Source organism: Bacillus sp. PS217, assembly GCF_037963535.1.
Taxonomy (GTDB): Bacteria; Bacillota; Bacilli; order Bacillales; family Bacillaceae; genus Bacillus; species Bacillus subtilis.
Map to the genome: position 1 here is coordinate 3,173,349 of NZ_CP150157.1, position 13,975 is coordinate 3,187,323.

General features: G+C 44.0%; 17 protein-coding genes. 5 read left to right on the plus strand and 12 right to left on the minus strand.

The features are described 5' to 3' along the window. Window positions 1–82: 82 nt before the first annotated feature. From NSQ83_RS16550 to NSQ83_RS16560, 3 genes are read right to left on the minus strand one after another with little or no spacing between them, the layout of a single operon-like run. Window positions 83–1,372 (minus strand): hemolysin family protein, encoded by a 1,290-nt coding sequence (locus NSQ83_RS16550; protein ID WP_014665156.1) that lies wholly within the window; start codon window positions 1,370–1,372, stop codon window positions 83–85. Window positions 1,373–1,415: 43 nt separating this feature from the next. Further along, window positions 1,416–2,093: a zinc metallopeptidase gene (locus tag NSQ83_RS16555; protein WP_003228889.1), complete on the minus strand. Its 678-nt coding sequence runs from the start codon at window positions 2,091–2,093 to the stop codon at window positions 1,416–1,418. Window positions 2,094–2,134: 41 nt separating this feature from the next. Next, window positions 2,135–2,398 carry a membrane protein gene (locus tag NSQ83_RS16560; RefSeq protein WP_015483620.1) on the minus strand — a complete coding sequence of 88 codons (264 nt, stop codon included), beginning with the start codon at window positions 2,396–2,398 and terminating at the stop codon, window positions 2,135–2,137. Between the two features lie 46 nt (window positions 2,399–2,444). Here NSQ83_RS16560 and mstX point away from each other — a divergent pair, with 46 nt between their 5' ends. Together mstX and kbfO are read left to right on the plus strand one after the other, a co-directional pair. After that, window positions 2,445–2,777 (plus strand): biofilm formation protein MstX, encoded by a 333-nt coding sequence (gene mstX / locus NSQ83_RS16565; RefSeq protein ID WP_021480479.1) that lies wholly within the window; start codon window positions 2,445–2,447, stop codon window positions 2,775–2,777. Continuing rightward, window positions 2,774–3,760 (plus strand): potassium channel protein KbfO, encoded by a 987-nt coding sequence (kbfO, locus tag NSQ83_RS16570; RefSeq protein WP_198878543.1) that lies wholly within the window; start codon window positions 2,774–2,776, stop codon window positions 3,758–3,760. Before mstX ends, kbfO begins: the two co-directional genes overlap by 4 nt. Here kbfO and NSQ83_RS16575 read toward each other — a convergent pair. From NSQ83_RS16575 to NSQ83_RS16595, 5 genes are all read right to left on the minus strand, one after another. Continuing rightward, window positions 3,757–4,161, minus strand: coding sequence for a YugN-like family protein (locus tag NSQ83_RS16575; protein WP_198878542.1), 405 nt, complete (start codon window positions 4,159–4,161; stop codon window positions 3,757–3,759). The two genes, kbfO and NSQ83_RS16575, sit on opposite strands and share 4 nt — an antisense overlap. Window positions 4,162–4,220: 59 nt before the next feature. Beyond that, the gene (locus tag NSQ83_RS16580) at window positions 4,221–4,592 is read right to left on the minus strand and encodes a hypothetical protein (RefSeq protein ID WP_339239246.1); all 372 of its coding nucleotides are present in this window, start codon (window positions 4,590–4,592) and stop codon (window positions 4,221–4,223) included. 58 nt (window positions 4,593–4,650) lie between these two features. Next, window positions 4,651–6,003, minus strand: coding sequence for a glucose-6-phosphate isomerase (locus tag NSQ83_RS16585; protein WP_003243401.1), 1,353 nt, complete (start codon window positions 6,001–6,003; stop codon window positions 4,651–4,653). A 111-nt stretch (window positions 6,004–6,114) separates the two neighbouring features. Beyond that, window positions 6,115–7,287: an iron-containing alcohol dehydrogenase gene (locus NSQ83_RS16590; RefSeq protein ID WP_038429527.1), complete on the minus strand. Its 1,173-nt coding sequence runs from the start codon at window positions 7,285–7,287 to the stop codon at window positions 6,115–6,117. 102 nt (window positions 7,288–7,389) lie between these two features. Then, window positions 7,390–8,553, minus strand: coding sequence for an iron-containing alcohol dehydrogenase (locus NSQ83_RS16595; protein ID WP_003228869.1), 1,164 nt, complete (start codon window positions 8,551–8,553; stop codon window positions 7,390–7,392). A gap of 229 nt (window positions 8,554–8,782) precedes the next feature. Between NSQ83_RS16595 and NSQ83_RS16600 the strand changes: the two genes are divergently transcribed. After that, window positions 8,783–9,019 carry a DUF378 domain-containing protein gene (locus tag NSQ83_RS16600; RefSeq protein WP_003220771.1) on the plus strand — a complete coding sequence of 79 codons (237 nt, stop codon included), beginning with the start codon at window positions 8,783–8,785 and terminating at the stop codon, window positions 9,017–9,019. Between the two features lie 78 nt (window positions 9,020–9,097). Here the strand turns inward: NSQ83_RS16600 and yugI are convergent, their stop codons facing one another. The 3 genes from yugI to NSQ83_RS16615 form a co-directional block, all read right to left on the minus strand. Further along, on the minus strand, window positions 9,098–9,490 hold the full coding sequence (gene yugI, locus NSQ83_RS16605) for a S1 domain-containing post-transcriptional regulator GSP13 (RefSeq protein WP_003228864.1): 393 nt from the start codon (window positions 9,488–9,490) through the stop codon (window positions 9,098–9,100). 201 nt (window positions 9,491–9,691) lie between these two features. Next, window positions 9,692–10,852, minus strand: a complete 1,161-nt coding sequence (locus NSQ83_RS16610) for an aminotransferase (RefSeq protein ID WP_198878541.1) — start codon at window positions 10,850–10,852, stop codon at window positions 9,692–9,694. Then, window positions 10,853–11,353, minus strand: a complete 501-nt coding sequence (locus tag NSQ83_RS16615) for an Lrp/AsnC family transcriptional regulator (RefSeq protein ID WP_009968070.1) — start codon at window positions 11,351–11,353, stop codon at window positions 10,853–10,855. A gap of 147 nt (window positions 11,354–11,500) precedes the next feature. Here NSQ83_RS16615 and NSQ83_RS16620 point away from each other — a divergent pair, with 147 nt between their 5' ends. After that, the gene (locus NSQ83_RS16620; protein WP_014480683.1) at window positions 11,501–12,322 is read left to right on the plus strand and encodes an alpha/beta hydrolase; all 822 of its coding nucleotides are present in this window, start codon (window positions 11,501–11,503) and stop codon (window positions 12,320–12,322) included. Window positions 12,323–12,347: 25 nt separating this feature from the next. On the opposite strand, the gene NSQ83_RS16625 is transcribed toward NSQ83_RS16620, so the two are convergent. Further along, entirely contained in the window at window positions 12,348–12,608 is a 261-nt protein-coding gene (locus NSQ83_RS16625) for a YugE family protein (protein ID WP_032722422.1), read from the minus strand. Between the two features lie 86 nt (window positions 12,609–12,694). Here NSQ83_RS16625 and patB point away from each other — a divergent pair, with 86 nt between their 5' ends. Next, window positions 12,695–13,858: a cystathionine beta-lyase PatB gene (gene patB, locus NSQ83_RS16630; protein WP_198878540.1), complete on the plus strand. Its 1,164-nt coding sequence runs from the start codon at window positions 12,695–12,697 to the stop codon at window positions 13,856–13,858. The last annotated feature ends 117 nt before the right edge of the window (window positions 13,859–13,975 follow it).

Here is a 13,975-nt window from a genome sequence, read left to right on the forward strand (position 1 = left end):
GAAAAAAGGCTTCACAGCATTGCTTTTTAAGAAATGACTTGATGACACAAAAAACAGCCGTTCGTTCCCCGGCTGTTTTTTATTAAAAATCAGTTTTTTTAATTTCTACAAAACGGATGTGATGATCTTCGGCGTCGAGGATTTTAAATTCACAGCCCTCCGCGTGTATCACATCTCCTGCTTTCAGCTCCATTTTTTGCGTTAGAAGCCAGCCTGCAATCGTATCAATTTCTTCATTTTCAATCGCAATGTCGAGAAGGTCATTCACTTCGTCTATTAGCGCTTTTCCATCCATCACATAATGGTGCTCGCCCTTTTTCAGGATGTGCGGTGTTTCATCCTGATCATACTCATCGCGGATTTCCCCGACGATTTCCTCTATAATATCCTCTACAGTGACAAGCCCTGCCGTTCCCCCGTATTCATCTACGAGAATCGCCATGTGAATCCGCTCCTTCTGCATGCGGATTAAAAGCTGTTGAACAGGAATACTTTCAATGACCCTGATAACGGGCCTCATGATTTGCTCCAGCTTTATCGGCTGGCCGAGAAAATAAGCTTTAAACATATCTTTGCTGTTGATGATCCCTAAAATATGATCCTTGTCATCTTTGATGACAGGGTAGCGTGTATACCGTTCATTAATGATGTGATGAATTGCCTCTTCAAGCGACTGCTCCAGAGAGATAACCGCAATTTCTGTCCGCGGAATCATAATCTCTCTCGCTACCCGGTTGTCAAATTCAAAAATCTTATTTACATAGCGGAATTCAGACTGATTGATTTCTCCCTTTTCATAGCTTTCAGAAAGGATCAGCCTTAGTTCCTCTTCGCTGATGACAACCTCATGCTCCTTTACTGAATGAAAGCCAAACAATTTCACAAGAAAGCTTGCAGAGCCGTTTAATGCTTTAATAAACGGGTACGTGATTTTATAAAACCAGATCAGCGGCTTTGCAATCCATAAGCTTACAGCTTCAGCTTTTTGAATAGAAACCGTTTTCGGGGCAAGCTCCCCCATCACCACATGCAAAAAAGTGACGATGATAAATGCAACTACAAATGTGACAATGTGGTTAAACGGTTCCGGCATGCCTGTCATTGTAAATAAGGGATGAAGAAAACGTTCAAATGTAGGTTCACCAAGCCATCCAAGGCCGAGGGCTGTAATCGTAATCCCGAGCTGGCAGGCTGATAAATACTCGTCAAGATTGGAGATGATTTTATGTGCGGCTAACGCTCGGCTGTCACCGCTTTCGATGAGCTGATTGATTTTTGAACCTCTGATTTTGACGATCGCAAATTCCGCTGCAACGAAAACAGCCGTAATGCCAATCAAAACAAAAATGGCGATCAATTGTAAAATAAGCAAAAAAAGCCCTTACCATAAATGGTAAGGGGCCACCTCCTTAACGTTAATTCTCATCACGACCGTTTAAGAAAATCATCACAAAACGAAGTAGTTCAAACAGGGAAACCAGGGCGGCGGCCACATACGTTAAGGCAGCAGCACTCAGCACTTTATTTACCCCATTTTCTTCATTGTTTCGGATGAATCCTTCTGACACAATAATCTGCTTCGCACGTGAACTTGCATTGAATTCGACAGGCAATGTAATCAGCTGGAAAAAGACAGCCGCTGAAAACAGTATGATGCCAAGCCCGATCAAATTCAGGCTGCCGAGAAGCATGCCTCCTAAGAAAAGCAAAGGAGCTACACCGGATGCAAAATTCACGACTGGGAAGATTTTATGTCTCAGCACAAGCGCACCATATGACTCCTGATGCTGCAAGGCATGTCCGACTTCATGGGAAGCTACGGATATGGCGGAAATTGAGCGGCCGTAATAGACCGGCTCAGATAAACGCACCACCCGTCTTGTCGGGTCGTAATGGTCTGTTAAAGTGCCTCTTACCGGTTCGACCGGCACGTCGTAAAGACCGTTTATATCTAAAATCCGTCTTGCCGTTTCTGCCCCTGTACGTCCGCTTGAGGCTTCCACTTTTGAATATTTTTCAAAGTTGCTCTTTACTTTAAATTGTGCCCAAAACGACAATCCCAATGCGGCTATTGTTAAAAATATAAACAGCATTTTTTCATCATCCTTTTTCCATGATCATTTCTCTATTACGATTATTTTAATGAGTTTTCTTTCCCGTGTACAGAAATGCGCTTTTTCTTCCGGCTTGGAGCACACAATCCAATCAGCAAAAAGAACAGGCCTGCTGAAAACAAATAAAAGGCGAAACTGCCGGCCAGTTCTTTCAGAAAATGAAGCCAGGAGAAGCTGCCGGAAAAGTGATTATATGAATTCAAATCAAAAATAAACAAAATCACCGCGGATGCCGCCAGCTGCGTACCGATCAAAACCACGATCGTTCTTTGAAAGATCGTCATCTTTTTCATCCTTTTTGTTTTAGTTTATGGAGAAATCCGGTTTTATATGTTTTGTACATTTTTTGAAAAACATCACCGGAAGTGGGACATACTGTTAGAAAAAAGCACGGGTGTGATGGAAGCTATGAAAGTGACGAGTGAGGAAAAGGAACAGCTGAGCACAGCAATCGACCGAATGAATGAAGGACTGGACGCGTTTATCCAGCTGTATAATGAATCGGAAATTGATGAACCGCTTATTCAGCTTGATGATGATACAGCCGAGTTAATGAAGCAGGCCCGAGATAAGTACGGCCAGGAAAAGCTAAATGAGAAATTAAATACAATTATTAAACAGATTTTATCCATCTCAGTATCTGAAGAAGGAGAAAAAGAATGAAATCAAATCGGATATTTATTTCATGGCTCAGGTGGCCGTTATTTATCCGAATCGGGGTTATTATTTTATGTCTGATTCTTTTGTTCGGCCAAATCATTTATATACTTGAGCCTAAGCAGTTCACTTCGGTATTCGAAGGCATTTGGTGGGCTGTCGTTACAGTTTCGACAGTCGGTTATGGAGACTATGTGCCGCACACGCCGCTGGGACAGGCAGCCGGAATACTGCTGATTTTGAGCGGAGCAAGCTTTGTCACAGCATATTTCGCTACGTTATCAGCGGCCGCATTCAGCAGACAGCATCGCTACATCGAAGGAAAAGTTGCTTACAAAGGCCGGGACCACATCATTCTGATCGGGTGGAATGAAAAAACAAACCGGCTTTTGAAGGACCTTCAGCTTGCCGCCCCTTCCAAAACAGTCGTACTAATCGATGAATCCTTAACAGAAGGCCCGCTTATTGAAAACGTTCATTTCATACGCGGGCACGCTGCTGATGATGGGACACTGAAACGGGCCAATATTACTGAAGCGGAATCAGTGATGATTACTGCCGATCAGTATAAAAGTGAAACTGATGCTGATATGCTGTCAGTGCTGACTCTTTTATCTGTTAAAGGTCTTAATCCCCTTGCTTACTGCATCGTCGAGATTTTGACTGACCGTTTTGTCACCAATGCGGAACGGGCAGGCGCAAACCAAATCATCGGAACTTCAGAATTTATCAGCCGGGCGATGCTGCAGCATTACCAAGTCAAGTTACGGCCGCCTAAACAGCAGAACGGAATCAAGCTGACACTTGATCAGAATGTGGAGCTTCTTGCTGTTCCTGACGAACTAAAGGGAGCGGCTTACAAAACCTGTGTTCTCTATTTCCTTGATCACAACACAACAATTATAGGCGTACAAAAAAAGGAGGGACCGATGCTTTCCCCTCCTCTTACATACAAGGTGCTCGAAACAGACCAATTCCTTGCCATCTAGTGTAACAGAACATCCTCCAATTCTTTCACGAGAGAGGCGCCGATATCCAAAAATGCCGGATCAATTTCCGCGTCCCGCCTTTCCGGTTCGGAAAATTGATTAAACAGTGATTGGAAAGGCCCTCCCTCGGCGTGATCGTCAACATCCGCCTGAAACACCTGTCTCAGCATAAACGGCGTTCCGATCCGGACGGCCGCCCCTCGTTCATCGAGACTGCCCTGTACCGCATTGACGGGAATTCTTAAAAATAAATAGCCGTCTCTATCATCAATTTTATAATCAAAGTAGCCATGATCGTATTCCCAGCCGCCGTTTATCACATAACCGAGCGGCTTCATCACTTGTTCCAGTTCTTGAAGCAGAAAAGACTGCCCATCTATCGCGAAAGGTATTGGTATCATCAGAATGCCCCTTTTTTCACTTATCCTGTCCCGCCGAACAAGACTTCATTCAGAGGCGCCTACATGGAAATCGTTGTTTCTTTCGCGCGGCCAGCAGAAAATAAAGCGCATTCAATTAAGAAGTAAACAGCCATTGCCGCTGCAAGCCATACAGCTGAATCCCAAGACACATAAATAACCGTTGCATAGAGTCCTAATTTAGTGAAAAGAGTATGGGTTCGTTTTAAATGCAAAATCCGATGTACCGCATCGGTAAAAAGGGCAAGCGGCAAACCAATGAGAAGAAAGGCGTGGATGAAAAAATGTGAAAGCGTGCCGCCAAAGCTTGAAGAAAACTCTGTATACACGGCATCAAAGGAGATAAGGAAACTTAAAATAGCTGCAGAAAAACCGGCAATGATGAGATGTTTAACCAATTGTTTCATGAACATCAGCACCTTTCTGATTTTATAAAAAGCCGACCGGCAAATGCCAGTCAGCTTTCTCACATTAATCTTCCAGACGTTTTTCAAGCTCTGCTTTTTTCTCTTCAAAGCCAGGTTTGCCGAGTAACGCAAACATATTGACTTTATACGCTTCTACACCAGGCTGGTCAAACGGATTGACGCCAAGGAGGTAACCGCTCATCGCGCAGGCTTTTTCGAAGAAATATACAAGGTATCCAAAAGTATATGCATTCAGCTCAGGAATGTTAACGATTAAGTTCGGAACATTTCCGTCTGTATGGGCAAGCATTGTACCTTGGAATGCTTTTTTGTTAACGAAATCAACAGTTTTACCGGCTAAATAGTTCAAGCCGTCAAGATCGTTATCCGCTTCCTCAATTGTCAGTTCATGTTTAGGTTTCTCTACGTTCAGGACCGTTTCGAATAAATCTCTGCGGCCTTCTTGTACATACTGGCCTAAAGAATGAAGGTCTGTTGAATAGTTCGCTGAAGAAGGATAAATGCCCTTCTCATCTTTCCCTTCGCTTTCTCCGAACAGCTGCTTCCACCATTCCGCAAAGTATTGAAGCGCCGGTTCGTAGTTGATGAGCATTTCAATTGTTTTGCCCTTATTATAAAGGACATTGCGAACAACCGCATATTGGTATGCTGGGTTATCTTCCAGTTCAGATGTTGCAAAATCTTTGCTCGCATCCAGGGCGCCTTTCATCATGTCATCAATGTTGACGCCGCTGACAGCAATCGGCAAGAGGCCTACAGCTGTTAAAACTGAATAACGGCCGCCGACATCGTCAGGAATAACGAATGATTCGAAGCCTTCTTCGTTAGAAAGCGTTTTTAATGCGCCGCGCTCTTTATCAGTTGTTGCATAAATCCGCGCTTTCGCTTCTTCTTTACCGTATTTCTCTTCAAGAAGCTTGCGGAAAATACGGAAAGCGATTGCAGGTTCAGTTGTCGTACCTGATTTAGAAATCACATTAATAGAGAAGTCAACATCTTCAAGAAGATCCATGACGTCTCTCATATAAGATGAACTGATGTTGTTCCCGATAAAAATGACTTGCGGATTGCCGCGTTTTGCTTTTGGCAAAGTGTTATAAAACGCGTGATTCAGCGCTTCAATCGCTGCCCGCGCTCCAAGATAAGAACCGCCAATGCCGACAACAAGCAAGACATCAGAGTCAGATTTGATTTTTTCCGCGCTTTTTTTGATGCGCGCGAATTCTTCTTTATCATAATGTTCAGGGAGGTCCACCCAGCCTAGAAAATCGCTGCCCGCGCCTGTTTTTTCATGGATATTATGGTGTGCTGTTTTTACAAAGTCCCGCAGATATGTAAGTTCATGTTCGTTGAAGAAAGTCAACGCTTTTGAGTAGTCAAAGCGTACATGCGTCATTGCTTGTCCCTCCATAACGGTATAATGTTTTCATCTTTCACTTTATATGAACTTATCTGTGAAATCAAGTCAAGAAGAAAGGGCGGAATGACTGGATTCCGCCCTTTGAGTTTATAGAGACGCGCGAAGGATGGCAAGCACGTCATCTTTGTTCAGTTTTTGGAAGTTGCCGAAGCCGCCGTGTTCCATTTCCTTGGCTGCGATATCAGCAATCAGCTCAAGTTTTTCTTCTCCAATATTGTAATCAGCAAGACGAGAAGGCGCACCGAGGCTTGTCCAGAACGCAGATAGTTTATCGATTCCTTCAAGCGCAATTTCTTTATCTGTTTTGCCTTCAGTATCAATGTCAAACATGTTGAGCATGAGGTTTTTGAAGCGGCCTACATTTGTATCAAGAGTATATCTCATCCAGTTCGGGAACAGTATCGCCAAACCGCCCGCGTGCGGAATATCATACACAGCTGAAACGGCGTGTTCCATTGTATGAGAAGCCCAGTCACCAAAGTAGCCCATTTGGAGCGTGCCGTTTAAAGCGATTGTACCAGCATACAAAATCGTTTCACGAAGCTCGTAGTTTTCCAGATCTTCAAGAAGCTTAGGAGCTGTTTCGATGACCGTCTGCAAAACAGCAAAGCACATTCTATCCTGAAGCGGCGTATTTTCAACATTATGGAAGTATTGTTCGAATACGTGGCTCATCATGTCAACCATGCCGTATACTGTTTGATTTTCCGGAACCGTGAACGTATTTTCAGGGTCTAAAATAGAGAAACGCGGATGAGTGACATTGCTGCCCCATACAAATTTCTCGTTTGTTTCCCAGTTTGTAATCACGGAATCAGGGTTCATTTCAGAGCCTGTTGCAGCAAGCGTTAAAACAGTGCCAAACGGCAGCGCATCCTCCGCTGTTACTTTTTTGCTGAAAATATCCCAAGCGTCGCCATCGTATTTGACGCCAGCTGCGATTGCCTTTGTACAGTCAATCACACTGCCTCCGCCGACAGCAAGCAGAAAATCAATATCATGCTCTCTGCAAAGTCCTATGCCTTTTTCCACTGTTGCAAGACGCGGGTTCGGCTCTACACCTGACAGCTCATGAACAACAGCGCCCTCTTCTTTTAAAATGCCTGTGACTTGATCATAAAGGCCGTTGCGTTTAATGCTGCCGCCCCCGTAAACAAGCAGTACATTCTTGCCGTATTGTTTGAATTCTTTTCTTAATTGATCAAGCTGACCTTTTCCAAAAATCAGCTTTGTCGGATTATAATAAGTGAAATTTTCCATAGTAAAACCTCCAAATGATGCTGGTAAAAAACAGATTTTCAATTGTAACATAAGTTGACAAAAAGAAAAAGGGAAGCAGCCAAACGGCTATTTCCCCTTTTTTTATAGAGATGCTTTCAAAATTGAAAGCACATCTTCTTTGTTGAGTGATTTAAATTGGCCGAATGTACCGTTAGCCATTGCCTTGTCAGCAATTGTGTCAAGCTGCTCATCATTAATATCATAATCAGCAAGACGGTTCGGAGCGCCAAGGCTTGTCCAGAATGCGGACAGCTTATCGATACCTTCAAGGGCAATTTCTTCATCCGTTTTACCTGCTTCTTCAACATCAAACACGCGAACTGCAAGCTGTTTCATGCGGGCAGGGTTTTCAGACAATGTGTGTCTCATCCAGTTCGGGAACAGAATCGCCAGTCCGCCGGCATGCGGAATATCATAAACGGCTGATACTGCATGTTCAATATTATGAGTAGCCCAATCCCCTCTTGCCCCCATAGAAAGCATGCCGTTTAATGCGATTGTTCCTGTGTACAGGATCGTCTCACGCAATTCGTAATTTTCGAGATCATTGATCAGCTTAGGCGCTGTTTCAATGACTGTACGCAAAAGTGATTCACACATGCGGTCCTGATACGGCGTGTTTGATACATGATGGAAGTATTGTTCGAATACGTGGCTCATCATGTCAACCATCCCGTAGATCGTGTGGTTTTTAGGTACGGTGAATGTATTCACCGGATCAAGAATCGAAAATTTAGGGAATACGAGCGGGCTGCCCCAGCCGTATTTTTCTTTTGTTTCCCAGTTTGTAATAACAGATCCTGAGTTCATTTCTGAACCAGTCGCAGCGAGAGTCAATACCGTTCCGAATGGCAAAGCATCTTTTGGCTGATGCTTTTTCGTAACGATATCCCACGCATCACCATCATACTTCGCTCCTGCGGCAATCGCTTTTGTACAGTCGATTACGCTTCCGCCTCCGACAGCCAGCAAGAAATCAATGTTTTGTTCTTTACAGATGGCAACACCTTTATTAACAGTCGACACACGAGGATTCGGTTCCACACCTGCTAATTCATGCACGGTCGCTCCGGCTTTATTCAGCTGTTCAATCACTTGATCATACAGGCCGCTGCGTTTAATGCTGCCGCCTCCGTACACAAGCAATACGTTTTTTCCGTAAGGTTTGAGTTCCTCCGGAAGTCTTTCCACTTCGCCGCGCCCGAAAATTAATTTGGTCGGATTCCAGTATGTAAAGTTTTGCATGACATCTCCTCCTTAGATTTTTTATTATGCAGAATGTCCTCACCACATGTAAAGCAATCAGCTCTCACCGATCAGCATACCAGATGGTTTTATTTTGCAAGTTGCTGGGAAAGAAGCTGATATAAGCGAGGGCAGGCCAGCTTCCCTCATATGGAGAATGCATGTATAGATTCTCCAATATGTCACAATCTATAACTGTTTTAATAATTCATGGAGGAGGTTGCAAAACATGAGTACCATTCAAAGAATTTGTCTTGTATTAACCATCATTGGCGCCATTAACTGGGGATTGATCGGATTTTTCCAATTTGACTTAGTAGCGGCTATCTTCGGCGGCCAAGGGTCAGCTCTTTCCCGAATCATTTACGGACTTGTCGGAATCGCCGGCTTAATCAACCTCGGTCTGCTATTTAAGCCAAACGAGGAAAGATCACGTGAAGAAGCAGCAAATCCTGAAATGCGATAGGATATCAATCACGCTGAAATAGGATTTTGCATGAAACCAAAAGCACCGAACATTCCTGTCCGGTGCTTTTTTTCATGCTTATTTTTTGATAAGGTCTTTGCGGTTGGACATTTCGATCCACTCTTCAAGCTTATCTTTTAATGTGTTGAAACCTTGTGGTGTAGAAGCTTCTTCGCTTACTTGAGCAGCTTTAGGTTTTCTTGGTTTGCTTTCTTTTTTCTCAGGCGCAGCTTGTGTCGCACGAATTGAAAGGCTGATTTTGCCTTTTTCTTCATCAACAGCAAGTACTTTTACTTGTACTTCGTCGCCAACTGAAAGGTGCTCGTTGATATCTTTTACGAAACCGTGAGTCACTTCAGAAATGTGTACTAAACCTTGAGTTTCTTCATCTAATGCAACAAACGCACCATACGCTTGTAATCCTGTAACTTTACCAGTGTAAACACTGCCCACTTCAAATTTTGCTGCCATTCATAACAACTCCTAAGTTAAATTAAATATCTGTTTATACGCAATTTAAAATTATATCACACATGTCTTATTTCCGCAAAGAAAACTTTTTTATAAAAAATCAGGTTTATGCACAGCAAAAAGGGGGTAAACTGAAAATACCAAAGGCTTTCTAGTATTCCCCCCTTTTATTGGATGCGAACAAAAGGTTCGTATCTTTTTTTATGTTGTTTTGTGCAGGAAGCGTTTCATTCTGACTAACGCTTCTTGAAGCTGTTCAATCGAGGTTGCATATGAACAACGGATATATCCCTCACCGCTCGGACCAAACACACTTCCAGGAACAACTGCCACTTTTTCCTGCGTCAGAAGCTCCTCGGCAAACTGTTCTGAACTCATTCCCGTACTTTTAATAGATGGAAAAGCATAGAAAGCGCCGCCCGGATGATGACAGCTGAGGCCGATTTCATTGAGCGATTCTACAAACAGATTCCGTCTTCTTCGATAGCTTTTTTTCATTTTTTCTACGTCTTCCATGCCGTTCTTCAGGCCTTCAAGGGCGGCAAACTGCGCCATTGCGGGCGCACACATCATCGCATATTGATGAATTTTAAGCATGGCATCCCGAAGCAAGGATGGTGCCGCGGCAAAACCGAGCCTCCAGCCCGTCATTGCAAATGCTTTTGAAAAGCCTGAGATGACTATCGTCCGTTCCTTCATTCCCGGTAATGCCGCTATACTTGTAAATTCCTCATCATATGTCAGCTCCGCGTAGATCTCGTCGGCTAAAACGATGACATCATGTTTTTTGGCAAACTTAGCAATCTCATTCAGCTCTTCCTTCGAATAAACCGAACCTGTCGGATTCGATGGTGAGCAGATGAGAATGGCCTTTGTTTTTTCAGTGACTGCCGCTTCAAAATCAGCAGCCGTTGCTTTAAATCCTTTGTCTGCCGTTGTATGAACGTGAACCGGGATACCGCCTGCCAAAGAAACAAGCGCATCGTAAGCCACAAAACACGGCTCAGGGATGATGACTTCCTCACCTGGATTCACAATGGCGCGGATCGCAATATCTAAAGCCTGACTTGCCCCCACTGTCACAATCAGCTCATTATCTGGCGAGTAGCTAAGGTCAAACCTGTTGCTCAAATAACGGCTGATTTCCTCCCGCAATGAGTATAAACCCGCATTGGCCGTGTATGACGTATATCCTTGTTCAAGAGAGAGAATGCTTGCTTCGCGGACATTCCACGCGGTAACAAAATCAGGCTCGCCGACGCCTAAAGAAATGACGCCTTCCATCGTTGCCGCCAAATCAAAGAATTTGCGGATGCCGGATGGTTTTATTTGTTGTACATAGTCTGATAAATACGAAGTCATTTACGGTGACACCACGATTCTTTTGTCGTCGTCTCCTGTTTCAAACACTTTGCCGTCATGCTTGTATTTTTTCAGGATAAAATGGGTTGTCGTAGATACAACTGAATCAAGCGTTGAGAGTTTATCCGAAACAAAACGCGCTACGTCAGACATCGAATTGCCGCGAATCACGACAGACAAATCGTATACGCCTGACATCAGGTAAACTGATTCAACCTCTTGGAATCGGTAAATCCGTTCCGCCACTTCATCGAAACCGACGCCCCGCTTCGGCGTTACTTTGACGTCGATCATGGCCGTAACGCCCTCATGTCCGTCTACTTTTCGCCAATCAATCATAGCGGAATAATCGATAATAACCTTTTCTTTCTCCAGTTTGTCAATAATTGTTTTTACTTCATTTACAGGGATGCCTGCCATCTTTGCAATTGTTTCTAAATCGGCGCGGCTGTTTTCGTCTAAAATTTCTAATATTTCTGTTTCTTTTTCTGTCAATTTCATTTGATTCACACCTTTGCAATGTCAAGAAATCTCATGACATTATATCACGTTTTTTGACGAATGCTAAGAAAAAACGAGGAGAAACTTCCGCTAGAATTTACAATTTCAGGGCATAATACAACCATCAAAAAAAGGGAGTGACACAGAATGGAGGCGGTTTCACCAATAAGGCGGTTTACGGTCGATGGAGTCAATGTATACTACGAACATTATCAAAATCCCGGCAGGCAAACGCTGGTCTGCGTACACGGTTTTTTATCATCTGCATTCAGCTTCAGAAAAGTAATCCCTCTCCTTCGGGACAAGTACGACATCATCGCGCTTGATTTGCCTCCTTTCGGCCAATCTGAAAAATCAAGAACGTTTATCTATACCTATCAAAACCTTGCTAAGCTTGTCATTGGGATTTTGGAGCACTTGCAAGTGAAACAGGCTGTGCTTGTCGGGCATTCTATGGGCGGGCAGATATCGCTGTCTGCTGCTCTCCAAAAACCTGAGCTTTTTTCAAAGGTTGTGCTGCTTTGCAGTTCAGGGTATTTAAAACGTTCACACCCGACGATCATTTTCGGGACCCATATCCCGTATTTTCATCTTTACATCAAACGCTGGCTCTCGAAAGAAGGCGTGATGAAAAATTTATTAAATGTGGTGCATGACAAATCGCTGATTGATGAGGAGATGATCGACGGCTATGGCAGACCGTTTCAGGACGAGCAGATTTTCAAAGCCATGACAAGGTTTATCCGCCACAGAGAAGGAGATTTAGAACCCGAGCAATTGAAGAAAATGAACAAGCCTGCTCTATTGATTTGGGGCGAGGAGGATCGAATTGTCCCAATGGAGATCGGTAAACGGCTGCACGCAGATTTGCCTAATTCCGTGCTGTACTCACTTGGCCAGACCGGACATCTGGTGCCTGAAGAACGGCCTGAACTTGTTTCTGAACACATTGCTGATTTTATCAATTAAAAAAACCGGTGCTGAACCGGTTTTTTTAAGGCGTGCAGGAGCTGCTGTTTTTAATGAATAAAAGCTGGCCAGCCACTTCCCGGCAGCTGGCGATCGGCAGCGTTTGTTCAAAAGAAGTTTCAAATATTTGCTGAATGCTTTTCGCCAGCACGTCGGGATCGTCTTCATCATAGACTGCCTGCACGACATCAACAGCCTCCGTTTCGTAAAACTCTTCTCCATATTTAAACGGGTCCCATTTGGCAATGATCTTAATCATTTCCCTGACCGCTTGACTTTCTTCCATATTCATCACCGCTTATAATAAAATTTGCAGTTCTATCTTATCATAGTGAAGCTTAGAAGAATAAACATACATGAGGGGGTAACAGAATGAACTTTGATAAACGAGAAGAACGCCTTGGCACCCAATCGGTCAAATGGGACAAAACAGGCGAATTATTTGGCGTGACAGACGCACTCCCGATGTGGGTGGCGGATATGGATTTTCGCGCGCCAGAAGCGATAACTGAAGCGTTAAAAGAGCGTCTTGACCACGGTATTTTTGGTTATACAACTCCAGATCAAAAAACGAGGGATGCTGTGTGCGGATGGATGCAAAACAGGCACGGCTGGAAGGTGAATCCGGAAAGCATCACATTCAGCCCCGGCGTTGTAACGGCTTTGAGCATGGCGGTACAAGCTTTTACGGAGCCGGGCGATCAAGTAGTTGTTCAGCCTCCAGTTTATACGCCTTTTTACCATATGGTGGAGAAAAACGGCCGGCACATTTTACATAATCCGCTGCTAGAAAAAGACGGCGCATATGCAATGGATTTTGAAGATTTGGAGACGAAGCTTAGTGACCCAAGTGTTACATTGTTTATTTTATGCAATCCTCATAACCCTTCTGGGCGTTCATGGGGCCGGGAAGACTTACTGAAGCTAGGCGAATTGTGCCTTGAGCATGGCGTCACAGTTGTATCGGATGAAATCCATTCTGATTTAATGCTGTACGGACACATACACACGCCGTTCGCTTCGCTCTCTGACGATTTCGCTGATATTTCTGTGACATTTGCTGCTCCAAGCAAAACATTTAATATCGCCGGATTGCAGGCTTCAGCAATCATTATTCCGGATCGCCTGAAGCGCGCCAAGTTTTCCGCAAGCCTTCAGCGCAATGGTTTAGGCGGACTGAACGCGTTTGCCGTCACTGCAATCGAAGCCGCGTATTCAAAAGGGGGACCGTGGCTTGATGGATTGATCTCTTACATTGAGAGAAACATGAACGAAGCGGAAGCCTTTTTGAGCACCGAGCTGCCAAAGGTCAAAATGATGAAGCCGGATGCATCATACTTGATTTGGCTCGACTTCAGCGCTTACGGCTTGTCCGATGCAGAGCTTCAGCAAAGAATGCTAAAAAAAGGAAAAGTTATTTTAGAGCCCGGGACGAAATACGGGCCTGGCGGAGAAGGATTTATGCGCCTGAACGCAGGATGCTCTCTTGCAACCCTGCAGGACGGCCTGCGCCGCATCAAAGCCGCATTATCGTAAATATAGCTGTAAACGCCTTTACGTCTTCATTTGTAAAGGCGTTCTTAATAAAGGAATTTTATATTTTACTTCTAATATTTAGTGTTATAATAGATTCATATTTTATACGAAAGGATT

Coding starts and splice junctions, on each gene's coding strand:
- NSQ83_RS16555 (WP_003228889.1), bottom strand. CDS start 2,093: ATGCTGTTTATATTTTTAACAATAGCCGCATTGGGATTGTCGTTTTGG.
- NSQ83_RS16560 (WP_015483620.1), bottom strand. CDS start 2,398: ATGACGATCTTTCAAAGAACGATCGTGGTTTTGATCGGTACGCAGCTG.
- mstX (WP_021480479.1), top strand. CDS start 2,445: ATGTTTTGTACATTTTTTGAAAAACATCACCGGAAGTGGGACATACTG.
- kbfO (WP_198878543.1), top strand. CDS start 2,774: ATGAAATCAAATCGGATATTTATTTCATGGCTCAGGTGGCCGTTATTT.
- NSQ83_RS16575 (WP_198878542.1), bottom strand. CDS start 4,161: ATGATACCAATACCTTTCGCGATAGATGGGCAGTCTTTTCTGCTTCAA.
- NSQ83_RS16580 (WP_339239246.1), bottom strand. CDS start 4,592: ATGTTCATGAAACAATTGGTTAAACATCTCATCATTGCCGGTTTTTCT.
- NSQ83_RS16585 (WP_003243401.1), bottom strand. CDS start 6,003: ATGACGCATGTACGCTTTGACTACTCAAAAGCGTTGACTTTCTTCAAC.
- NSQ83_RS16590 (WP_038429527.1), bottom strand. CDS start 7,287: ATGGAAAATTTCACTTATTATAATCCGACAAAGCTGATTTTTGGAAAA.
- NSQ83_RS16595 (WP_003228869.1), bottom strand. CDS start 8,553: ATGCAAAACTTTACATACTGGAATCCGACCAAATTAATTTTCGGGCGC.
- NSQ83_RS16600 (WP_003220771.1), top strand. CDS start 8,783: ATGAGTACCATTCAAAGAATTTGTCTTGTATTAACCATCATTGGCGCC.
- yugI (WP_003228864.1), bottom strand. CDS start 9,490: ATGGCAGCAAAATTTGAAGTGGGCAGTGTTTACACTGGTAAAGTTACA.
- NSQ83_RS16610 (WP_198878541.1), bottom strand. CDS start 10,852: ATGACTTCGTATTTATCAGACTATGTACAACAAATAAAACCATCCGGC.
- NSQ83_RS16615 (WP_009968070.1), bottom strand. CDS start 11,353: ATGAAATTGACAGAAAAAGAAACAGAAATATTAGAAATTTTAGACGAA.
- NSQ83_RS16620 (WP_014480683.1), top strand. CDS start 11,501: ATGGAGGCGGTTTCACCAATAAGGCGGTTTACGGTCGATGGAGTCAAT.
- NSQ83_RS16625 (WP_032722422.1), bottom strand. CDS start 12,608: ATGGAAGAAAGTCAAGCGGTCAGGGAAATGATTAAGATCATTGCCAAA.
- patB (WP_198878540.1), top strand. CDS start 12,695: ATGAACTTTGATAAACGAGAAGAACGCCTTGGCACCCAATCGGTCAAA.